The organism is Streptomyces ardesiacus, from assembly GCF_003112575.1.
Taxonomy (GTDB): domain Bacteria; phylum Actinomycetota; class Actinomycetes; order Streptomycetales; family Streptomycetaceae; genus Streptomyces; species Streptomyces ardesiacus.
On record NZ_BEWC01000007.1, the window covers coordinates 416,948 to 438,192 of the forward strand.

General features: G+C 73.2%; 15 protein-coding genes. 7 read left to right on the forward strand and 8 right to left on the reverse strand.

Features of this window, described 5'->3' with window-relative positions:
- Positions 1-126 precede the first annotated feature (126 nt).
- Entirely contained in the window at positions 127-768 is a 642-nt protein-coding gene (locus tag Sdi02f_RS23935) for a superoxide dismutase (RefSeq protein WP_030399957.1), read from the forward strand.
- Positions 769-902: 134 nt separating this feature from the next.
- Here Sdi02f_RS23935 and Sdi02f_RS23940 read toward each other — a convergent pair whose 3' ends face one another.
- Positions 903-1,541: a mycothiol-dependent nitroreductase Rv2466c family protein gene (locus Sdi02f_RS23940; RefSeq protein ID WP_031184644.1), complete on the reverse strand. Its 639-nt coding sequence runs from the start codon at positions 1,539-1,541 to the stop codon at positions 903-905.
- Between the two features lie 160 nt (positions 1,542-1,701).
- On the opposite strand from Sdi02f_RS23940, the gene pepN (Sdi02f_RS23945) reads away from it, so the two are divergent.
- Both pepN (Sdi02f_RS23945) and Sdi02f_RS23950 read left to right on the forward strand, forming a co-directional pair.
- Complete coding sequence (pepN, locus tag Sdi02f_RS23945; RefSeq protein WP_030399958.1) at positions 1,702-4,284, forward strand: aminopeptidase N; 2,583 nt, start codon at positions 1,702-1,704, stop codon at positions 4,282-4,284.
- Positions 4,285-4,474: 190 nt separating this feature from the next.
- The gene (locus Sdi02f_RS23950) at positions 4,475-5,557 is read left to right on the forward strand and encodes a hypothetical protein (RefSeq protein WP_031084019.1); all 1,083 of its coding nucleotides are present in this window, start codon (positions 4,475-4,477) and stop codon (positions 5,555-5,557) included.
- 19 nt (positions 5,558-5,576) lie between these two features.
- On the opposite strand, the gene Sdi02f_RS23955 is transcribed toward Sdi02f_RS23950, so the two are convergent.
- Positions 5,577-6,713 (reverse strand): serine hydrolase domain-containing protein, encoded by a 1,137-nt coding sequence (locus Sdi02f_RS23955; RefSeq protein ID WP_053639045.1) that lies wholly within the window; start codon positions 6,711-6,713, stop codon positions 5,577-5,579.
- Between the two features lie 316 nt (positions 6,714-7,029).
- On the opposite strand from Sdi02f_RS23955, the gene Sdi02f_RS23960 reads away from it, so the two are divergent.
- Positions 7,030-10,326 carry a S8 family serine peptidase gene (locus Sdi02f_RS23960; protein ID WP_108933992.1) on the forward strand — a complete coding sequence of 1,099 codons (3,297 nt, stop codon included), beginning with the start codon at positions 7,030-7,032 and terminating at the stop codon, positions 10,324-10,326.
- A 439-nt stretch (positions 10,327-10,765) separates the two neighbouring features.
- Entirely contained in the window at positions 10,766-11,782 is a 1,017-nt protein-coding gene (locus Sdi02f_RS23965; RefSeq protein ID WP_030399962.1) for an aspartate-semialdehyde dehydrogenase, read from the forward strand.
- Here the strand turns inward: Sdi02f_RS23965 and Sdi02f_RS23970 are convergent.
- A complete protein-coding gene (locus Sdi02f_RS23970; RefSeq protein ID WP_108933993.1) occupies positions 11,779-12,261 on the reverse strand; it encodes a DUF1203 domain-containing protein in 483 nt (160 codons plus the stop codon). The two genes, Sdi02f_RS23965 and Sdi02f_RS23970, sit on opposite strands and share 4 nt — an antisense overlap.
- 113 nt (positions 12,262-12,374) lie before the next feature.
- Here Sdi02f_RS23970 and pepN (Sdi02f_RS23975) point away from each other — a divergent pair, with 113 nt between their 5' ends.
- Positions 12,375-14,948, forward strand: coding sequence for an aminopeptidase N (pepN, locus tag Sdi02f_RS23975; protein WP_108933994.1), 2,574 nt, complete (start codon positions 12,375-12,377; stop codon positions 14,946-14,948).
- 112 nt (positions 14,949-15,060) lie between these two features.
- On the opposite strand, the gene Sdi02f_RS23980 is transcribed toward pepN (Sdi02f_RS23975), so the two are convergent.
- From Sdi02f_RS23980 to Sdi02f_RS23990, 3 genes are all read right to left on the reverse strand, one after another.
- Positions 15,061-15,966 carry a LysR family transcriptional regulator gene (locus Sdi02f_RS23980; RefSeq protein ID WP_030399965.1) on the reverse strand — a complete coding sequence of 302 codons (906 nt, stop codon included), beginning with the start codon at positions 15,964-15,966 and terminating at the stop codon, positions 15,061-15,063.
- Between the two features lie 9 nt (positions 15,967-15,975).
- Positions 15,976-16,923, reverse strand: coding sequence for a DMT family transporter (locus tag Sdi02f_RS23985; protein WP_108933995.1), 948 nt, complete (start codon positions 16,921-16,923; stop codon positions 15,976-15,978).
- A gap of 87 nt (positions 16,924-17,010) precedes the next feature.
- Positions 17,011-17,976: an EamA family transporter gene (locus Sdi02f_RS23990; RefSeq protein ID WP_030399967.1), complete on the reverse strand. Its 966-nt coding sequence runs from the start codon at positions 17,974-17,976 to the stop codon at positions 17,011-17,013.
- 128 nt (positions 17,977-18,104) lie between these two features.
- On the opposite strand from Sdi02f_RS23990, the gene Sdi02f_RS23995 reads away from it, so the two are divergent.
- The gene (locus tag Sdi02f_RS23995) at positions 18,105-18,623 is read left to right on the forward strand and encodes a MarR family winged helix-turn-helix transcriptional regulator (RefSeq protein WP_031084032.1); all 519 of its coding nucleotides are present in this window, start codon (positions 18,105-18,107) and stop codon (positions 18,621-18,623) included.
- Between the two features lie 127 nt (positions 18,624-18,750).
- Here the strand turns inward: Sdi02f_RS23995 and Sdi02f_RS24000 are convergent, their stop codons facing one another.
- Both Sdi02f_RS24000 and malQ read right to left on the reverse strand, forming a co-directional pair.
- A complete protein-coding gene (locus Sdi02f_RS24000) occupies positions 18,751-19,032 on the reverse strand; it encodes a hypothetical protein (RefSeq protein ID WP_031084034.1) in 282 nt (93 codons plus the stop codon).
- Positions 19,033-19,104: 72 nt separating this feature from the next.
- Positions 19,105-21,240, reverse strand: a complete 2,136-nt coding sequence (gene malQ, locus Sdi02f_RS24005; protein WP_108933996.1) for a 4-alpha-glucanotransferase — start codon at positions 21,238-21,240, stop codon at positions 19,105-19,107.
- Positions 21,241-21,245 lie beyond the last annotated feature (5 nt).

Consider the following 21,245-nt stretch of genomic DNA (forward strand, 5'->3'; position numbering starts at 1 on the left):
TCCGCACGGTCGCGTGCGGGGGCCCTTTTCGTGTGCCGCGCGTCCGGCCCTGCGCGCCTCCCGGACCTCTTGCTGCTAGCGTGCACTTGCAAGCCTTTTGCAATAAGAGGTCGGAGGGGATCCGCCATGCCCGTCTACACGCTTCCTGAACTGCCGTACGACTACTCCGCACTGGCTCCGGTGATCAGTCCCGAGATCATCGAGCTGCACCACGACAAGCACCACGCCGCGTACGTCAAGGGCGCCAACGACACCCTCGAGCAGCTCGCCGAGGCGCGGGACAAGGAGACGTGGGGCTCGATCAACGGCCTGGAGAAGAATCTGGCCTTCCACCTCTCCGGCCACATCCTGCACTCGATCTACTGGCACAACATGACCGGCGACGGCGGCGGCGAGCCCCTGGACAAGGACGGCACGGGCGAGCTGGCCGACGCGATCGCCGAGTCCTTCGGCTCCTTCGCCGGGTTCAAGGCACAGCTCACCAAGGCCGCCGCGACCACCCAGGGCTCGGGCTGGGGCGTGCTGGCGTACGAGCCGCTGAGCGGCCGGCTGATCGTGGAGCAGGTCTACGACCACCAGGGCAACGTCGGCCAGGGTTCCACCCCGATCCTGGTCTTCGACGCCTGGGAGCACGCCTTCTACCTGCAGTACAAGAACCAGAAGGTCGACTTCATCGACGCCATGTGGGCCGTCGTCAACTGGCAGGACGTGGCCAGGCGCTACGAGGCGGCCAAGTCCCGCACGAACACCCTGCTGCTGGCGCCCTGAGCGCCCTGAGCACTCCCGGTCGTCCTGCCTCGTGATCGTCTTCTCACCCTTCACCGGGCAGGCGGAATGAGGGAAGCCCCCGCGAGGACGTGACTCGCGGGGGCTTCCTGTGCGCGGGGGTCCGCCGGGGCCGCCTACAGGTTGCTGAAGTCCGGGCCCTTGGTGCGGGTCCGCTTGATCTCGTAGAAGCCGGGGACGGAGGCGACCGCGAGGGTGCCGTCCCAGAGCTTGGCGGCGTCCTCGCCCTTGGGGGCGGGGGTGACGACCGGGCCGAAGAAGGCGAGCTGCTCGCCGTCGGCGCCGGGCACGGCGATGACCGGGGTGCCGACCTCCTGGCCGACCTTGTCGATGCCCTCCTTGTGGGAGGCGCGGAGCTGGGGCTCGTAGGGCGTGCCGTCCCAGTGGTCCATGAGGGAATCGGGCAGGCCGACGTCCTTCAGGGCGGCGGCGACCGTCTCGCGGCCGGGGCCCTCGTCCTGGTTGTGGATGCGGGTGCCGAGCGCCGTGTAGAGGTCGCCCAGCACCTCGGCGCCGTGCTCCTCGCGGGCCGCGATGACGACGCGGACCGGACCCCACGCCTTGACCTCGAGCATCTCGCGGTACTCGGCGGGCAGCTCGTCGAGCTTGTCCTCGTTGAGGACGGCCAGGCTCATCACGTGCCAGCGGACCTCGATGTCCCTGACCTTCTCCACCTCCAGCACCCAGCGCGAGGTCATCCAGGCCCAGGGGCACAGCGGGTCGAACCAGAAGTCGACGGGCGTCTTCTCGGACATGTCTCTCCTCATGGGGCACGTGACTGGCCGTTTCTCGGGGCAACCGACCGGCGGCCCCTCCCATTCCCGGCTGCCGGGCGTCAGGGGCGCATGGCAGGATCGGTGCTGTCCGCATACTGAACACCACACGTGTCCGACCACGATCCGAGGAGTGCCGCCCGTGCCCGGTGAGAATCTGTCCCGCGACGAGGCCCGGGAGCGGGCCGCACTGCTGTCCGTCGACGGGTACGAGGTGTCCCTCGACGTGCGTTCGGCCGTCGGCGAGGCCGAGGGCGAGGGCCCGCGCACCTTCCGGTCCGTGACCACGATCCGCTTCCGCTGCAACGAGCCCGGCGCGAGCAGCTTCGCCGACCTGATCGCCCCGAGCGTCACCGCTGTCTCCCTCAACGGCCGCGACCTCGACCCGAGCGAGGTCTTCGACGGCGCCCGGATCGCCCTGGAGGACCTGGCCGCCGACAACGAACTGGTCGTCGACGCCCAGTGCGCCTACTCCCGCACCGGCGAGGGCCTGCACCGCTTCGTCGACCCCGAGGACGGCGAGGTGTACCTGTACACCCAGTACGAGCCGGCCGACTCCCGCCGGGTCTTCGCCAACTTCGAGCAGCCCGACCTCAAGGCGCCCTTCCGCTTCGAGGTGCGCGCGCCCGAGGAGTGGACGGTGTGGTCCAACGGCGCGGGCGAGCGCGCCGACGGGGTGTGGCGGTTCGCGGAGACGAAGCCGATCTCGACGTACATCACGTGTGTCGTGGCCGGTCCGTACCACTACGTGACGGATTCCTACGAGCGCGTCCTCGAGGACGGCACGCGGCTGGAGATCCCGCTCGGCGCCCTGTGCCGCAAGGGGCTCGCCCCGCACTTCGACGCCGACGACGTCTTCCTGATCACCAAGCAGGGCCTGGACTTCTTCCACGACCACTTCGACTACCCGTACCCCTTCGGGAAGTACGACCAGGCGTTCGTGCCGGAGTACAACCTCGGCGCGATGGAGAACCCGGGGATGGTGACCTTCCGGGAGGAGTACATCTTCCGCGGGAAGGTGACGCGGGCGTCGTACGAGGGCCGCGCCAACACGATCCTGCACGAGATGGCGCACATGTGGTTCGGCGACCTGGTCACCATGGAGTGGTGGGACGACCTGTGGCTCAAGGAGTCCTTCGCCGACTTCATGGGCGCCTTCGCCAACGTCGGCGCGACCCGGTTCAAGGACGCCTGGATCACCTTCGCCAACCGCCGCAAGGCGTGGGCGTACCGCGCCGACCAGCTCCCCTCCACGCACCCGATCACGGCCGACATCCGTGACCTGGAGGACGCCAAGCTCAACTTCGACGGCATCACCTACGCCAAGGGCGCCAGCGTGCTCAAGCAGTTGGTGGCGTACGTCGGGCAGGACGCCTTCATGGAGGGAGCACGGCGCTACTTCAAGCGGCACGCTTACGGCAACACGCGCCTGGGCGACCTGCTCTCGGTCCTGGAGGAGACCAGCGGGCGGGACATGGCGGCCTGGTCGCGCTCCTGGCTCCAGACGGCCGGCGTCAACTCGCTCACGCCGCAGGTGCTGTTGGGCGCGGACGGCACGGTCGACGAGCTGGCCGTGGTGCAGGAGGCGGCGGAATCGCACCCCGAACTGCGCCCGCACCGGGTGGCGGTGGGCCTGTACCGGCGCACGGCCGAGGGCGCCCTGGAGCGCTACGCGCGCGCCGAGGTGGACGTCGAGGGTCCGCGCACGCTGGTCGCGGAGCTGGCGGGTGCCGAGGCGCCGGAGCTGGTCCTGGTCAACGACGACGACCTCACGTACTGCAAGACGCGCTTCGACGACACCTCGCTGGCGACGCTGCGCGAGCACCTGGGCGCGGTGAGCGACCCGCTGGCCCGCGCCCTGTGCTGGTCGGCGCTGTGGAACATGACGCGGGACGCGCTGCTGCCGGCCCGGGACTTCGCGGCGCTGGTGCTGCGGTTCGCGGGGCGCGAGTCCGACATCGGCGTCCTGCAGATGCTGCACGCCTGGGCCGACTCGGCCCTGGTGCACTACGCCGCTCCGGACTGGCGGGAGACGGGCGGCCGGCTGCTCGCCGAGGGTGCGCTGCGCGAGCTGCGGGAGGCGGCGCCGGGCAGTGAGCAGCAGCTCGCCTGGGCGCGGTTCTTCGCGTCGGTGGCGGCCGAGGAGGCCGACCTGGCGGTGCTCCGGGGTCTGCTGGAGGGCACGGAGAAGATCGACGGGCTGGAGGTGGACCAGGAGCTGCGGTGGACCTTCCTCACCCCGCTGTCCGCGCACGGGGTTGTCGACGGGGCGGTCCTGGTGGCCGAGCTGGCCCGCGACGACACGGCCTCCGGCAAGCGGCACCAGGTGCGCTGCCTGGCCTCGCGGCCCTCCGACGTGGTCAAGGCGCAGGCCTGGGCCCAGGTCGTGGAGTCGGACAAGCTCTCCAACGCCCTGGTGGAGGCGACCATCGCCGGTTTCGTGCAGCCCTCGCAGCGGGAACTGCTCGCGCCGTACACCGAGAAGTACTTCGCGGCGATCGAGCGGGTGTGGGCCGAGCGGTCCATCCAGATCGGGATGGACGTGGTCCGGGGCCTGTTCCCGTCGCTGCGGGACTCGCGGGAGACGCTGGACGCGACCGACGCGTGGCTGTCCGCGCACGAGGACGCGGCACCGGCCCTGCGGCGGCTGGTGCTCGAAGGGCGGGACGATCTCGCGCGCGCCCTGCGGGCGCAGGCCCGCGACGGGGCCTCCGACGGCCGGTGAGGTCCCGTCCCGCGCGGTCCGCCGCCGTTACGGAATGCGGTCAATAGCAGCCGTAACCCCGGGTCCCACCGGTGCGGACCAGGGGTTACGGCATCCGAACACCCGTCCCGCAGCGCGGGCTTGTCCCGGTTCGGCGATGGGTGTGTAACAGGGGTTAAGGGGCGGATGGGGCGCGGGGAAATTGCCGGTCATGACGCACAACACCCCGCTCTCCCCCCGCCCCCGCCCGCTCCACGCACTGGCCGACGGCCGGCGCCGGCTGATGACGGTCGCCCAGCTGCGGGCGCACGGAGTCTCCGCCGCCGAGACCAACGAGCAGTGCCGGCCGGGCGGCCCCTGGCAGCAGGTGCTGCCGAACGTCGTCCTGCTGCACGCGGGGCCGCCCACCGGCGAGGAGCGCCTGCACGCGGTGCTCCTGTACGCGGGGCGCGACCGCAGTTCGGGCACGCCTCCGGGTGCGGGGGCCGGGAGGACCGCTTCCGTGCCGGTGCAGCCGGGCGCGGAGCACGCGCCGGTGCCCGCCTGCGCGGAGGCGGTGATCACGGGTCTGGCCGCGCTGGCGCTGCACGGGTTCGCCGCGGCTCCCCCGTTGCCGTCCCTCGACGTCATCGACGTCCTGGTCCCGCGGCTGCGCCGGCTGCGTACGACGGGCTGCGCGCGGATCGTGCGGACGGCCGCGCTGCCGACCGCCGTGGAGGTGACCGGTGTACCGGTGGCGCCGGTGGCGCGGGCGCTGGCGGACGCGGTGGCGGAGCCGGCCGATCCGGGCACCGTGCGCGAGCTGCTGAGGGAGGCGGTGCGCGACGGGCACTGCGAACCGGCGGCGGTGGTGCGGGAGCTGAACCGGGCCCGGCTGCTCAGTCGCCCGCACGTGGTGGACGCGGTGGACTCGCTGGTCGCCGAGGGGCGGGCGCTGGCCGAGCAGCGCCTGTACCGGATGGTGCGCGAGCACGCACTGCCGGAGCCGGTGTGGAACGTCGACCTGCGTCTGCCCGGCGGTCCCCATCTGGGCGGTGTGGACGCCTTCTGGCCCGAGCAGGCGGTGGCGGTGGAGCTGGACACCCGCGCCCACCGCGAACAGGAGGACGACGCCGCCCGGGCGGAGCACGCCCGCAAGCGCGAGCACCTGGAACGGCTCGGCATCACGGTCGTGCACCTGACCCCGCGCAAGCTGCGGGCCTGCCCGGAGCACCAGGCGGCCGTCGTGCGTACGGCGTTGATGGCGGCCGGGGACCGGGAGCCCGCGGCCTACGTCGTGGTGCTGCCCCGGTAGCCCCGGCGCGGCGCCCGGATCAGTCGCCGCAGAACTCCGCCTCGATCACCGCCTGGCTGTCGCCCGACCAGTCGCCGTTGAAGTTGAGGGCGAGGGCGTGCCGGCCGTCCCGGGTCGTCACCGCCTCCGAGGAGGAGCCGTGGATGCCGCCGGCGTGGCCCCAGACGGTCACTCCGCAGTCGAGGTCCCGCCTGATCAGGCCGAGGCCGTAGGAGGCACCCGGCAGCGCGGGGACCGTGGTGGTCATCTCGGCCAGTTGCTCCGCGGGCAGCAGCCCGCCCCGGAACAGGGCGGTGTAGAAGCGGTTCAGGTCGGCGGAGTCGGAGATCATCTCCCCCGCCGAGCCGGCCATGGACGGGTTGAGCCGCGTGACGTCGTAGGTGGGGTCCGTCGCCGTCCCGCCCAGCTTGGAGTAGGCGCGGCTGCTGGGCTGCGGCAGGCCGGTCCGGGTGCCGGGGAGCGAGGTGGCGCGCAGTTTCAGCGGTCCGACGATCCGGCGGCGCACCTCTTCGGCGTACGGGCGCCCGGTGGCCTCCTCGATCACCATGCCGGCCAGGACGTAGTTGGTGTTGGAGTACTCCCAGCGGGCGCCGGGTGCGAAGGCCGGTTCGTGGGCCGTGGCGATCGCGACCAACTGCCGGGGTGTCAGCGTGTCGTAGCGGTGCTCGGCGAAGCCGTCCCGGCCGAAGTGGTCGCGGACGAATCCCTCGTCGGACGTGTAGTCGTAGACGCCGCTGGTGTGGTTCAGGAGCCGGCGCAGGGTGATGCGGTCCCCGTCGTGGCCGTGGCCCTCGACCACGCCCGGCAGCCACCGGCCCACCGTGTCGTCCAGCGAGAGCCTGCCCTCGGCCTCCAGTTGGAGCAGGACGGTGGCGACGAAGGTCTTGGTGATGCTCCCGACGCGGTAGCGGTCCCGCTCGGAACGCGGCTCACCGGTCCTGAGGTCGCCCACCCCGGCGGTCCGGGACCAGGTGCGCCGGTCGGTGCGGGCGGTGGCGGTGACGCCGGGCACGCCGTCGGCGACCGCTGCCCTCAGGGCGCGCTCCGTGGCGTCGTGGCCGTGGACGGCCGGCGCCGCCACGGCCGGGGCGGCCAGGGCCGCCGACAGCGCGACGGCGCAGGCGGCCGCCAGGGTGGTGCGTACGCGTGCGGTCATGTCTTCCCCGTTCCACTGTTCCGTTGTGCTCGGTCCGGGGAGGAGACCGCGCGGGCGGCCGCGGGGTTGCCGCGGTCCGTGAGGGTTGAGCACCTTTCGGCCCTCCTCCGCCGCGGTTGTCACGGACCACCCCTTGTGTCCCCGGTGGCGTATGGCGGAAGTACGCCATCGGTCCATCCCGTCCCGGACAACTCTCCCCAAACGTGGGCCCCTTGCGTAAGGCTGAGCGGTCGTCCGGGATCGGATTCCGGACCACTTCGGCCGGGACCGATCGGTTCCGGTCGTTCCGTACGTTCCTTCACTCCAAGGGATGCCGATGACCCACACCCCCCAGCGGGAACCGATACCGGGCGTCAGACGCGCGGCGCGGATCGTCCTGGCCACGGGCCTCGTCGCCGCGCTCGCCGCGGTCGGGCCCGTCCCCGCGGCCCTGGCCGCCGACGGACCGGCGTCGACCACGCCGCCCGCGGACGCCTCCGTCAAGTCCGCCCACGACAAGCTCGGTTCCCACGACGCGGACCTGCTCGCCGCCGCGAAGGCCGGCGGCGAGAAGAACGTCACGATGATGGTCGCCACCGCGCCGGGCGCGACCGCACAGGTGGCGAAGGAGCTGAACGCGATCGCCGGCGGCACCGTCGGCCGCACCTACGACGAGCTGGGCTACGTCCGCGCCACCGTCCCGACCGCCAAGGCGGACTCGGCCATCGCCGCCGCCGCGAAGCTCTCCTCCGTGCACGGCATCGACCTGCGCGACGAGATCGAGCTGGACGACCCGACGCCGAGCGCGGACATGGCCGAGGGCGCCGCGCACAAGGGCCGCTCCTACCCGGCGCCGGACCGCCGGACGCCCGCCGAGAACCCGTACAACCCGTCCTTCGAGACGGGCGCCGTCGACTTCGTGAAGAAGAACCCGAAGTCGGACGGGCGCGGCGTCACCATCGGCATCCTCGACTCCGGCGTCGACCTGGCCCATCCCGCGCTGCAGAAGACCACCACCGGCGAGCGCAAGATCGTCGACTGGGTCACCGCCACCGACCCCGTCGTCGACGGCGACCGCACCTGGCGCCCGATGACCACCTCGGTCTCCGGCCCCGCCTTCACCTACGGCGGACAGACCTGGACGGCGCCCGCGGGCTCGTACCGGATGAGCACCTTCCTGGAGTCGTACACCACCGGCGGTGACGCCGCGGGGGACGCCAACCGGGACGGCGACACCACCGACTCCTGGGGCGTCCTGTACGACGCCGAGGCCGGCACGGTCCGCGTCGACCTGAACAACAACCACGACTTCTCCGACGACACCCCGATGAAGCCGTACAAGGACGGCTTCCAGGTCGGGTACTTCGGCACCGACGACCCGAAGACGGACGTGGCCGAGCGCCAGCCGTTCGTGGTCGAGATCCGCAAGGACGTCGTCTACAACTCCGCGGGCGCCAAGGCCGACTTCGTCAACATCGGCGTCATCGAGTCCGAGCACGGCACCCACGTGGCCGGACTCGCCGCCGCCCACGGGCTGTTCGGCGGCCGCATGGACGGTGCCGCGCCCGGCGCGAAGATCGTGTCGTCCCGCGCCTGCACCTGGAGCGGCGGCTGCACCAACGTCGCGCTCACCGAGGGCATGATCGACCTCGTCGTCAACCGGGGCGTCGACATCGTCAACATGTCGATCGGCGGCCTGCCCGCCCTCAACGACGGCAACAACGCCCGCGCCGAGCTGTACACGCGGCTCATCGACACCTACGGCGTCCAGCTCGTCATCTCCGCGGGCAACTCCGGCCCCGGCGCCAACACCATCGGCGACCCCGGCCTGGCCGACAAGGTGATCTCGGTCGGCGCGTCCATCTCCCGCGAGACCTGGGCCGCCAACTACGGCTCCGAGGTGAAGACCAAGTACCAGATGATGCCGTTCTCCTCGCGCGGCCCGCGTGAGGACGGCGGCTTCACGCCGACGCTGACCGCGCCCGGTGCGGCGGTCAACTCCATCCAGACCTGGATGCCCGGCGCCCCGGTCCCCGAGGCCGGCTACGACCTGCCCGCCGGCTACGGCATGCTCCAGGGCACCTCGATGGCGTCCCCGCAGGCCGCCGGCGCCTCCGCGCTGCTGCTGTCGGCGGCCAAGCAGGCCCGCATCGACCTGACCCCGGCGAAGCTGCGCACGGCGCTGACCTCCACCGCCGACCACATCAAGGGCGCGCAGGCCTACGAGGAGGGCGCGGGCCTGATCAACATCCCCGACGCCTGGAGGTCCGTCCGGCGCGGCGCCACCGCCCACGAGTACACGGTCGAGGCACCGGTCGACACCGCGATCGACCAGTTCCTGAAGACCCCGGGCCACGGCACCGGCCTCTACGACCGCGAGGGCGGCCTGAAGGCCGGGCAGAAGAAGACGTACGAGATCACGCTCACCCGCACCTCCGGCGCCGACAAGGCGATCCGCCACGAGCTGCACTTCGAGAACAACGCGGGGAACACCTTCCGCGTCGTCGGCAGTGACGAGGTGAAGCTGCCGCTGAACGAGCCGGTGACCGTCAGGGTCGAGGCACGGCCCGGCTCCGCCGGTCTCAAGAGCGCGATCCTGGAGGTCGACGACCCGCGCACCGAGGGCGTCGACCAGCAGGTCCTGACCACGGTCGTCGTCTCCGCCCCGCTGACGTACGACTTCTCGGCGAAGGGCTCGGTGCAGCGCAACAGCACCGCGTCCTACTTCGTGACCGTCCCCGAGGGCGCCAAGTCGCTGGAGGTGGCGATCGGCGGGCTCAAGGGCAGGAGCCAGACCCGCTTCATCTCCATCCACCCGTACGGCGTCCCGGCCGACAACACCTCCACGCCGTACTGCTACAACAACTACCTCGACGGCAACGGCTGCCGCCCCGACGTGCGCGCGTACGCCGACCCGCAGCCCGGCGTCTGGGAGGTCGAGGTCGAGGCCCGGCGCACCTCGCCGCTGCTCGACAACCCCTACAAGCTGGACGTCACCGTGCTCGGCGCGGCCTTCGACCCGCAGGTCGTCACCGTGCCCGAGGCCAAGGCGGGCACCCCTGCGGACGCCTCCTGGACGGTGACCAACAAGTACGCCGCCCTGGAGGGCAAGCTGGTCGGCGGCCCGCTCGGCTCCTCCGAGACGTCCCGGCCGACGATCAAGCAGGGGCAGACGGCCACCTCCACGGTCGAGGTGCCCGAGGGCGCCGAGTCGCTGGACGTCGCGATCGGGGGCGTCTCCGACGCCGCCGCCGACCTGGACCTGACGGTCTACGGCGAGAACGGCGCCGTCGTCGCCCAGTCCGCTGACGGCGACTCGGAGGAGTCGGTCTCCGTCGCGAAGCCGGCCGCCGGTACGTACACCGTCGTGGTCGCGGGCTACTCGGTGCCGTCGGGCAGCACGGAGTACGACTACCGGGACGTGTACTTCTCCGCCGGTCTCGGCTCGGTCACCGTGGACGGCTCGGCGGCGGTGAAGCTCGGCACGGGCGGCTCCGCGACGGTCACGGGCAGCGTCACCGCCCTGGCCGCCGCCCCCGAGGGCCGCGAGTTCTTCGGCCGGGTCCAGCTCGTCAACGCCCACGGCACGGTCGCGGGCCTCGGCAGCGTGCGGATCGGGAAGGTCGTGCCGTAGTCCGGTGCGGTACCGGGAGGGGCGGGCGCGCGGTTCGGGCGTCCGCCCCTCTCCCTTTGCGCGCGGCGTCCGGCCCCGGCCTCGCCCTCTGCACGCGGCGTCCGGCCCCGGCCTCGCCCTCTGCGCGCGGCGTCCGGCCTCCCGGCCCGGCCTCCTTCGGCGCACGAGGCGTACATCACATCGTCGTGTGGGGTGGGCGGAGGTGGGCAGGGGCGGAACAGCACAGCTTGCGGCGCGGGGGCGGAGCGACGGAATTTCTGCAGCTCAGCCGGGGTTCGTGCGCAAGGACCGCACCTCGTGTCCGAGCCGCCGCGTCCCAGTGTGCGGGCACACCGCTCAATGGACTGGACAGGCGGGCCGGGCTTCGCCCCATGATGGAAAAGTCTCGGCCGAGCAAAGCGCGCGTGAAGACACGCGCACAAACGGAGAAGGAGCCACCGTGAGGGTCGGAATCGTCGGAGCCACCGGTCAGGTCGGCACGGTCATGCGCAGGATCCTCACGGAACGGAACTTCCCCGTCACCGAGCTGCGCCTGTTCGCCTCGGCGCGCAGCGCGGGCAAGGAGCTGGACGGCGTCACGGTGGAGGACGCGGCCGCCGCGGACTACTCCGGGCTCGACATCGTGCTGTTCTCGGCGGGCGGCGCCACCTCCAAGGCGCTGGCCGAGAAGGTCGCCTCGCAGGGCCCCGTCGTGATCGACAACTCCTCCGCCTGGCGCCGCGACCCCGAGGTCCCGCTGGTGGTCTCCGAGGTGAACCCGCACGCGATCGCCGACCGCCCCAAGGGCATCATCGCCAACCCGAACTGCACCACGATGGCCGCGATGCCCGTCCTGCGTCCGCTGCACGCGGAGGCGGGCCTGGAAGCCCTGGTCGTCGCCACCTACCAGGCGGTGTCCGGCTCGGGGCTGGCCGGCGTGGACGAGCTGTTCGAGCAGGTCCAGAAGGTCGGCGCGGACGCCCCCAAGCTGACCCACGACGGTTCGGCCGCCGAGTTCCCGAAGCCGGAGAAGTACGTGGCGCCGATCGCGTACAACGTGCTCCCCCTGGCCGGCTCGATCGTCGACGACGGACTGCACGAGACGGACGAGGAGCAGAAGCTCCGCCACGAGTCCCGCAAGATCCTGGAGATCCCGGAGCTGAAGGTCTCCGGCACCTGCGTGCGCGTGCCGGTCTTCAGCGGCCACTCCCTGCAGATCAACGCCCGGTTCGCCCGTCCGCTCGGCGTGGAGCGTGCCAAGGAGCTGCTGGCCGGCGCCCCCGGCGTCGCGCTCACCGAGGTGCCGACCCCGCTGCAGGCGGCCGGCCAGGACCCGTCGTACGTGGGCCGCATCCGCCGGGACGAGACCGTGGACAACGGCCTCGCCCTGTTCGTCTCCAACGACAACCTGCGCAAGGGCGCGGCGCTGAACGCGGTGCAGATCGCGGAGCTGGTGGCGGCGGAGCTGAAGGGCTAGAGCCGGGGCCTGGCCACCTCGTAGAGGAAGCAGCCGTACTCGACGGCCCGGACGTGGACGAACTCCACGTCCGGGTCGTCGAACGCTTCCCGCAGGGCGTACGCGAAGGCGCCGGGGTCCCCGATCAGCCGCCCGCCCAGGATGCGTCCGCCGGCGGAGTAGCGGCGCAGGGTGCGGTGCGAGTTGGTGAAGGGGAGCGCGTCCGTCTCCGGTCCCGTGCACGCGTCGGCGTGGATGAAGACGGGGCCCTGCTCGTCGTAGGCGCCCGGGTCGGCGCCCGTCTCCGCCGCCCAGCGGCGCAGCGGGGCGTAGGAGACGAGCGCGACGCGCTCACCCGCGCGGCTGTGGCGCAGACAGCAGCGCAGGGGTGCGCCGCCCTCGTCGTCGGTCGTCGGTGCGGGGGTGCGGCCCGCGTCGTCGGCGGCGCGCAGTTCCTCGAGGGTGGCCGGGGGGATGGCGTGTGCGGTGTAGCCGTTCATGGGCCCCAGGCTCGCGCGCGGACGCGCCGCGCACCGGCGGGAAACGGACATCGCGTTGGGCACAGGTCACGTGGAAGGATGGCGCAACCCACACATAACGAGGAGATGACCGCGTGCCTGGCACAAACCTGACTCGCGAAGAGGCGCGGCAGCGGGCGACGCTGCTGACCGTTGACTCGTACGAGATCGATCTCGACCTCACCGGCGCGCAGGAGGGCGGCACCTACCGGTCCGTGACCACGGTGCGCTTCGACGTCGCCGAGGGCGGCGGCGAGTCCTTCATCGACCTGGTCGCGCCGACGGTCCACGAGGTGACGCTGAACGGCGACGCCCTCGATGCCGCCGAGGTGTTCCAGGACTCCCGCATCGCCCTCGCGGGGCTGCTGCCGGGGCGCAACATCCTGCGCGTCGTCGCCGACTGCGCCTACACCAACACCGGTGAGGGTCTGCACCGGTTCGTCGACCCGGTGGACGACCAGGCCTACCTCTACACCCAGTTCGAGGTGCCGGACGCGCGGCGGGTCTTCGCCAGCTTCGAGCAGCCGGACCTCAAGGCGACGTTCCAGTTCACCGTGAAGGCCCCCGAGGGCTGGACGGTCGTCTCCAACTCGCCGACGCCCGAGCCGAAGGACAACGTCTGGGAGTTCGAGCCGACCCCGCGCATCTCGTCGTACATCACGGCGCTGATCGTCGGCCCGTACCACTCGGTGCACAGCGTGTACGAGAAGGACGGCCAGTCCGTCCCGCTCGGTATCTACTGCCGTCCCTCGCTGGCCGAGCACCTCGACGCGGACGCCATCTTCGAGGTGACCCGGCAGGGCTTCGACTGGTTCCAGGAGAAGTTCGACTACCGGTACCCGTTCAAGAAGTACGACCAGCTCTTCGTGCCGGAGTTCAACGCGGGCGCGATGGAGAACGCGGGCGCGGTGACCATCCGCGACCAGTACGTGTTCCGTTCCAAGGTGACGGACGCCGCGTACGAGGTGCGGGCCGCCACGATCCTGCACGAGCTGGCGCACATGTGGTTCGGCGACCTGGTCACCATGGAGTGGTGGAACGACCTGTGGCTGAACGAGTCGTTCGCCACCTACGCCGAGGCCGCCTGCCAGGCCGCCGCGCCGGGGTCGAAGTGGCCGCACTCGTGGACGACGTTCGCCAACCAGATGAAGACCTGGGCGTACCGGCAGGACCAGCTGCCGTCCACGCATCCGATCATGGCGGACATCAGCGACCTGGACGACGTGCTCGTCAACTTCGACGGCATCACGTACGCCAAGGGCGCGAGCGTGCTCAAGCAGCTCGTCGCGTACGTCGGGGAGGACGCGTTCTTCCGGGGCGTGCAGGCCTACTTCAAGCGGCACGCGTTCGGCAACACCCGTCTGTCGGACCTGCTGGGCGCGCTGGAGGAGACCTCCGGGCGCGACCTGAGGACCTGGTCGAAGGCGTGGCTGGAAACGGCCGGCATCAACGTGCTGCGCCCGGAGATCGAAACGGACGCGAACGGCGTCATCACCTCCTTCGCCATTCGCCAGGAGGCCCCGGCGCTCCCGGCCGGCGCCAAGGGTGAGCCCACCCTGCGCCCGCACCGCGTCGCGATCGGCGCCTACGACCTCGACGGCGACGGCAAGCTGGTGCGCGGGGACCGGGTCGAACTGGACGTGGACGGCGAGCTGACGTCCGTGCCGCAGCTGGTGGGCAAGCCCCGCCCGGCGGTGCTCCTGCTCAACGACGACGACCTCTCGTACGCGAAGGTCCGCCTGGACGAGCAGTCGCTGGCCGTGGTCACCGAGCACCTGGGCGACTTCACCGAGTCGCTGCCGCGTGCCCTGTGCTGGGCGTCGGCGTGGGACATGACCCGGGACGCGGAACTGGCCACCCGGGACTACCTGTCCCTCGTCCTGTCGGGCATCGGCAAGGAGTCCGACATCGGTGTCGTGCAGTCGCTGCACCGCCAGGTGAAGCTGGCCATCGACCAGTACGCCGCCCCGAGCGCCCGCGAGGCGCTGCTGACCCGCTGGACCGAGGCCACACTGGCCCACCTGCGGGCCGCCGAGGCGGGCAGCGACCACCAGCTTGCGTGGGCGCGGGCGTTCGCGGCGACGGCCAGGACGCCGGAGCAGCTCGACCTGCTGGACGCGCTGCTGGACGGCACGCAGACGATCGAGGGCCTGGCCGTCGACACGGAGCTGCGCTGGGCGTTCGTGCAGCGGCTCGCGGCCGTGGGCCGGTTCGGCGGGTCGGAGATCGCGGCCGAGTACGAGCGGGACAAGACCGCGGCCGGCGAGCGCCACGCGGCCACCGCGCGGGCGGCCCGCCCGACCGAGGCGGCCAAGGCGGAGGCCTGGGAGTCGGTCGTGGAGTCCGACAAGCTGCCGAACGCCGTCCAGGAGGCGGTCATCGCGGGCTTCGTCCAGACCGACCAGCGGGAACTGCTGGCGCCGTACACGGAGCGGTACTTCGAGGCGCTGAAGGACGTCTGGGAGTCCCGTTCGCACGAGATGGCCCAGCAGATCGCGGTCGGCCTGTACCCGGCGGTGCAGGTCTCCCGGGAGACCCTGGACCGCACGGACGCCTGGCTGTCCTCCGCCGCTCCGAACGCGGCCCTGCGCCGCCTGGTGTCCGAGTCCCGCTCGGGCATCGAGCGCGCGCTGAGGGCCCAGGCCGCGGACGCGGCGGCGGCCGAGTAGGCCGCGGTACGCAGGAAGGGGCGTCCGGCGCGTGTGCAGCGCCGGGCGCCCCTCGCACGGGGTACGGAGCCGCGTCTCCGGCACCGTGCCGGGGCAGTCCCCCGGAGCGTCCTCAGGCGCCCCGTTCGTCCGCCGCCGTGCGCAGGGCCTCCAGGACGGTGGCGACCGCCGCGGCCTGCTCCGCTCCCCTTCGTACGGCCGCGACGACGTGGCGGACGGGGCGGTCGGCGTGGAGTTCGCGCATGATGACGCCGTCGCGGGGGACGGCGGCCATGCGCGGTACCAGGGCGACGCCCATGCCCGCCTCGACCATGGCGAGGATGGCCGGCCAGCCGGCCGCCGCGTGGCCCTGGTGCGGACGGAACCCGGCGGCCTCACAGGCCCCGCGCGTGATGTCGGACCAGGGCCCGCTGCCGCCGAAGATCCACGGCTCGGCGGCGAGGTCGGCCAGCCGCAGCCCCTCCGCGCGGGCCAGCGGATGGCCGCCGGGGAGGGCGACGTCCAGCGGGTCGGCGAGCAGCGGCACGCGGGTGAAGCGCGGGTCGACGGCGCTCGGCGCCTGCGCGGCCAGCGACAGCGCGAGGTCGACCTCCCCGGCGGCCAGCAGCTCGTACGCCTCCTGCGCCTCGGCCTCCCGCACCCGCACCTCGATCCCGGGGCTGCCGGCGCGCAGGGCGGTGACGGCCGGGACGACGAGGGCGGGCACGGCGGTGGCGAAGGCGCCCACCCGGACCTCGCCCGCCTCGCCCCGGACGTACGCCGAGAGCTCGGCGTCGGCGCGTTCGAGCTGTTCGAACACCGCTTCGGCGTGCCGCAGCACCAGCCGGGCCGCGTCGGTCAGCCGCACCCTTCTGCCGTGCGCCTGGAGCAGCTCCACCCCGAGCTGCCGGGAGAGGTTCGTCAACTGCTGGGACACGGCGGACGGCGTCATGTGCAGCGCCTCGGCCGTCGCGGTCACCGTGCCCCGCTCCCGCAGCGTCCGCAGGATCTGCAGCTTGCGGAGGTCCCAGTCGGCCATGGCGGCAACCTACCGCCGGGCCCCCGCGCCGAGGACGACGCCTCCGAGGATCAGCGCCATGCAGCCCGCCTGCGCCCAGCCGGTCGGCTCGGCGAGCAGCACCCAGGACAGCAGGGCGACGCACACCGGCTGGAGGTAGTAGACGACCCCGGCGCGGGACGGGCCGATCAGGGAGATCGCCTTGTTCCAGGCGAAGAAGGCCACGGCGGAGGAGGCGACCCCGACGTAGAGGATCGGCCAGACCGTGCCCGGCGTCGGGTGGAAGCCGCCCTGGACGGCGAGGCTGATGCCCTGCGCGGGCAGCAGCAGGACCGTGCCGAGCAGGAACGTGGTGAACAGGAACCCGACCCCGTCCAGCCCCTCGGGCCTGCGGCGCAGCAGCGCGCTGTACGACCCGAAGCAGCACGCGGCCGCGATCATCCACAGGTCCCCGGCCGAGAACGACGCCCCGTCCCCTCCCACGAGCAGCAGGACGCCCGCGCAGGCGATGACCAGCCCGGCGACCCGGCGGGCGCCGAGCCGGACGCCGCCCGCGCGTTCGTAGAGGGCCATGAGCACGGGAGAGGCCGCCATGATCATGCCCATGTTGGCAGCGGGGGTGGTGACGCCGGCCTGGTTGACGAGGGTGTTGTAGACGGTCACGCCGAGCAGCGAGGCGAGGACCACGAAGCCGAGGTGGCGCCGGATCAGCGCGCGCTGCCGCCAGGCCCGCCGGGCGCCGAAGGGGGCGACGACGGCGAGGGCCACCACCCAGCGCCAGAACGCGTGCTGGACGGGCGGCACGCTGTCGCCGAGGGCCCGCGAGGTGACGAAGCTGCCGGACCACACGACGGTGGCGAGGACGGCGAGCGCGAGACCGACGGCCACGGGCCCCGTCGGCCGCACCGGGGCGGAGGGCGGGTCGGAGGGCGGGTCGGCGGACGCGGCGTCTTCGGCGGGGCGGGCGGCTGTGGCCACGAAGGTCCTTTCCTGGTCGTCCGGTTCGGCCCGACCGTCCCGTTCGGACCGGTCGTCGTGGCCGAACCGGCCGGGGGCCTGGCGGGCCTACCGTCGCAGGGCCGGACCCGTCAGGTCCATCGAATCTTTCCGACCGTTCTTTGAAGCAGAACTGAAGAATCGGCCGCCCGCCGCGCCCGCCGCCCGCGCCCGCGGCGCCCGCTGCCCCGCCAGGGTCGCCCCGAACGCCAGCGCCATGCCCGCCAGCTGCACCGGACCGAGCGCCTCGCCCAGCACGGCCCAGCCGATCACGGCGGCGGTCAGCGGCGAGAGCGGACCGAGGAAGGTGACCTGCGTCGCCGAGAGCCGGCCGATGCCGCGGAACCAGAGCCAGTACGCCAGCGCCGTGTTGCCCAGCGCCAGGTAGAGGTACCCGCCGACCGCCGGGCCGTCCAGCGCGGGCGGGGCGCCCTCGGCCAGGAGGGCGAGCGGCGCCAGGAGCAGGCCGCCCGCGGTCAGCTGCCAGGCGGTGAGGGCGAGCGGTCCGACCCCCTCGGGACGGCCCCAGCGCTGGGTGAGCACGACGCCCGCGGACATGGACACGGTGGAGGCGACGGCCGCGAGCAGGCCCAGGGCGTCCAGTCCCCCGGCCGCCTCCAGCACCACCAGGCTGACGCCGGACGCGGCGACGACGCCGGTGAGCACGGACCGGGCCGCGGGCCGCTGCCCGAGGAGCAGTGCCGAGAAGCCGACGACGAGGAGCGGTCCGGCCGAGCCGACGACGGCGGCCATCCCGCCGGGCATCCGGTAGGCGGCGAGGAACAGCAACGGGAAGAACGCCCCGATGTTCAGCACGCCCAGCACCGCCGCCCTCCCCCACCAGGCACCGCGCGGCAGCACCCGGGCGAGGGCGAGCAGCAGCAGACCGGCGGGCAGGGCACGCATCAGCCCGGTGAACAGGGGCCGGTCGGGCGGCAGCACCTCGGTGGTCACGACGTAGGTGGTGCCCCAGGAGACGGGGGCGAGTGCGGTGAGCGCGATGACGGCGGGGCGAGCGGTGCGGGTGGCGGCCATGAGGGCACCCTTCGGGGGCGGGGAAAGCTCGGCGGGAAGCAAGCTCGGTAGAAAGTAGCTTACTTCTAAGCAAGTTTCCGTCAAGCTACTTTCTTGCGGCCGAGCGGAGTGGCCCCGATACTCGTCCCATGACTGAACGCCCCCACCGCCCGGAACCGCGCACGGACCCCGTCGACGTGATCGTCGACCAGTGGGCGGCGGTCCGGCCCGACCTGGACACGGCCGGCATGGAAGTGTTCGGCCGGATCTTCCGGCTGTCGCGCGCGATGGGCGACCGGATGGAGCAGGCCTACGCGCGCTTCGGCATCTCGCGGGGCGAGTTCGACGCCCTGGCCACCCTGCGCCGCTCCGGCGAGCCGTACACGCTCTCCCCCCGGCAGCTCTCGGCCGCGCTGATGCTCACCACCGGCGGCATGACCGGGCGGCTGGACAAGCTGGAACGGGCGGGGCTGCTGCGCCGCTCCCCCGACCCGCACGACCGCCGGGGGCTGCAGGTCACGCTCACCGACCGGGGGCTCCGGCTCATCGACGAGGCGGTCGGCGCGGGCCTCGCCGCCCAGACCGAGGCGCTGGCCTCCCTGGAGCCGGAGCGCGCCGCTCACCTGGCCGACCTGCTGCGGGACCTCCTCGCCGGCACGGAGAAGTAGGGCCTCCCGCGCAGACACGGCGGGAAACGACCGAGGGCGCCGTCCCCGTCGGCGTACGGCTGGTGCGCGTACGTACGGCGGGGGCGGCGCCCTCGGTCGGGCTGGGGCGGTGGGCCGGGCGGGGAGGTCAGGCCTTGGCGCCGGCCTTGGCCTTGGCCTTGGAGCCGGGGGTCTTCACCAGGTGGTCCGGGTTGGACCGGTCCAGGACCATGACCAGGCCCGCGACGATCACGAACAGCGCGATCGGGGCCAGGACGTAGAGGCCCAGCGTCTCGACGACGCTCAGGCCGGTGCCGGGGTCGTCGCCGGCGTCGCGCGTCAGCGCGAGCGCGGGGGACGACATGAGCAGCATCATCAGCGTCGTACCGGCTGCCAGGGCGCCGGCGCGCAGGGCGTTCTTCTTGTCCACGGTGCCAAGTTAGCGAACGGTCCCGGCGCCCGCGCGCCCGGGGTGCCCGTACGGGGCCCACGGGCGCCCGGCTCAGCCGTCCCGGCCGGCGTCGCGCTCCGGCGGTGCGTCCCGCGCGGCAGCACGCACGACGTCGATCAGGGCGTGCAGCCGGGGCGAGGCGGCCAGGTCCTCCAGGGTCACCGGGCGGCCCCCGGCGTCGGCGACGGGCAGCCGCCAGTTCGGGTACTGGTCCCAGGTGCCGGGGAGGTTCTGCGGGCGGCGGTCGCCGACGGTGTCCGGGAGCCAGATGCCGACCATGCGGGCGGGGGTGCACAGCAGGAAGCGGTGCACGGCCTGCACCCCGGCCTCCTCGGCGGGCGTGCCGGTGTCGCCGCCGGTGCCTTGCAGCAGCCCGAGCCGGGCCAGGACGTCGAGCCACTCCGCGGTGTCCGCGGCGGCCTCGGCGCGTTCCTCCTCCGGCGGGCGGGCGAGCAGGCCGAGCCGGTCGCGGAGTTCGACGTGCTCGCCGGTGAGGCGGGCGGCGGTGGAGGGCAGGTCGTGCGTGGTCGCGGTGGCCAGGCAGTCGGCGCGCCACCGCTCGGGCGGCAGAGGGCGGCCGTCGCCGGTCCAGTCCCGTTCGAACCACAGCACCGAGGTGCCCAGCACCCCCCGCTCGCGCAGCGCCTCGCGCACGCCGGGTGCCACGGTGCCCAGGTCCTCGCCGATGACGACGGCGCCGGCCCGGCTCGCCTCCAGGACGAGGACGGCGAGCATGGCCTCGGCGTCGTAGTGGACGTAGGTGCCGTCGGTGGGCTCGTGGCCCTCCGGGACCCACCAGAGCCGGAACAGGCCCATGACGTGGTCGACGCGCAGCCCTCCGGCGTACCGGAACACACCGCGCAGCAGCTCCCGGAAAGGCGCGTACCCCGAGTCGGCGAGGCGGTCCGGGCGCCAGGGCGGCAGCCCCCAGTCCTGGCCGAGGGCGTTGAAGGCGTCCGGCGGGGCGCCCACCGACATGCCGGCGGCGAAGTACTCCTGCTGCGCCCAGGTGTCGGCGCCGCGCGGGTGCACGCCGACGGCGAGGTCGTGGACGATCCCGACCGGCATGCCGGCCTCGCGGGCGACGCGCTGGGCGGCGGTGAGCTGGGTGTCGGTGAGCCAGGTGAGGCGGGCGTGGAAGTCGACGCGGTCCATCAGCTCGCGGCGGGCGCGGTCGGTCGCGGCCGAGCGGGGGTCGCGCAGGCCCTCGGGCCACCGGTGCCAGTCGGGGCCGTGGACCTCGGCCAGCGCGCACCAGGTGGCGTGGTCCTCCAGGGCGGTGCCCTGCTCGGCGAGGTAGTCGCAGTAGGCGGCGCGGCGGCCGGGTCCGAGGGGAACCTCGTGGAGCAGTCCGAGCGCCTCGCGCTTCAGCTCCCACACTGCGTCCCGGTCGACGAGGGCGTCCTTCTCCAGCACCCCCTCGCGCAGCCGCGCGGCCCGCTCCCGCAGGGTGCGGGCGCGCTCGGGGCCGGTGACGTACGCGAACTCGGGGACGTCCTCGATCCGCAGGTGCACCGGGTCGGGGAAGCGGCGCGAGGAGGGCCGGTAGGGGGACGGGTCGGCGGGGGCGCCGGGCACGGCCGCGTGCAGCGGGTTGACCTGGACGAACCCGGCGCCGAGGGCGCGTCCGGCCCAGGCGGCCAGTTCACCCAGGTCGCCGAGGTCGCCCATGCCCCAGGAGCGGTGGGAGAGGAGGGAGTAGAGCTGGACGAGGAATCCGTGGGAGCGGGTGGCGGGGCCGGGCAGCCGGTCGGGCGCGACGATCAGGTGGGACACGGCGACCCGGCCGTCGGGCGCGGTGGCGGTCAGCCGGTGGACACCGGGCGGGAGCGGCGTGGCCCCGTCGCGGCGCTCCCCCTGCTCGGTGTCGACCCGCAGCCGCGTGCCCGGCGGGAGGGCGGCCAGCGCGTCCGGGGTGCCGCCGCCTTCCCAGCGGACGACGGTGGGCGGCAGCAGCCGTTCGCGCAGCTCGCTCTCGCGTGCGGCGAGCGCGGCCCGTACGGCACCGGGGCTGCCCGTGTCCACGCCGAGGGCGGCCAGCGCGAGGGTGACGGCGGTGGCCGAGGCCGGGACGGTGCGGTCCGGGGAGGGGCGGTAGGAGGTGGCGACGCCGTGCAGGGCGGCGAGCCTGGTCAGTTCCTCGGGAAGGTCCTCGGTGGGGGGCTCGGCCGGCCGGGCTGCGGGCATCTGCT

What these genes read in the sequence shown, in the direction of transcription:
- Sdi02f_RS23940 (WP_031184644.1), bottom strand. Translation starts at nt 1,541, where the DNA reads ATGTCCGAGAAGACGCCCGTCGACTTCTGGTTCGACCCGCTGTGCCCC.
- Sdi02f_RS23935 (WP_030399957.1), top strand. Translation starts at nt 127, where the DNA reads ATGCCCGTCTACACGCTTCCTGAACTGCCGTACGACTACTCCGCACTG.
- Sdi02f_RS23970 (WP_108933993.1), bottom strand. Translation starts at nt 12,261, where the DNA reads ATGAACGGCTACACCGCACACGCCATCCCCCCGGCCACCCTCGAGGAA.
- Sdi02f_RS23950 (WP_031084019.1), top strand. Translation starts at nt 4,475, where the DNA reads ATGACGCACAACACCCCGCTCTCCCCCCGCCCCCGCCCGCTCCACGCA.
- Sdi02f_RS23995 (WP_031084032.1), top strand. Translation starts at nt 18,105, where the DNA reads ATGACTGAACGCCCCCACCGCCCGGAACCGCGCACGGACCCCGTCGAC.
- Sdi02f_RS23990 (WP_030399967.1), bottom strand. Translation starts at nt 17,976, where the DNA reads ATGGCCGCCACCCGCACCGCTCGCCCCGCCGTCATCGCGCTCACCGCA.
- Sdi02f_RS23955 (WP_053639045.1), bottom strand. Translation starts at nt 6,713, where the DNA reads ATGACCGCACGCGTACGCACCACCCTGGCGGCCGCCTGCGCCGTCGCG.
- malQ (WP_108933996.1), bottom strand. Translation starts at nt 21,240, where the DNA reads ATGCCCGCAGCCCGGCCGGCCGAGCCCCCCACCGAGGACCTTCCCGAG.
- Sdi02f_RS23960 (WP_108933992.1), top strand. Translation starts at nt 7,030, where the DNA reads ATGACCCACACCCCCCAGCGGGAACCGATACCGGGCGTCAGACGCGCG.
- Sdi02f_RS23980 (WP_030399965.1), bottom strand. Translation starts at nt 15,966, where the DNA reads ATGGCCGACTGGGACCTCCGCAAGCTGCAGATCCTGCGGACGCTGCGG.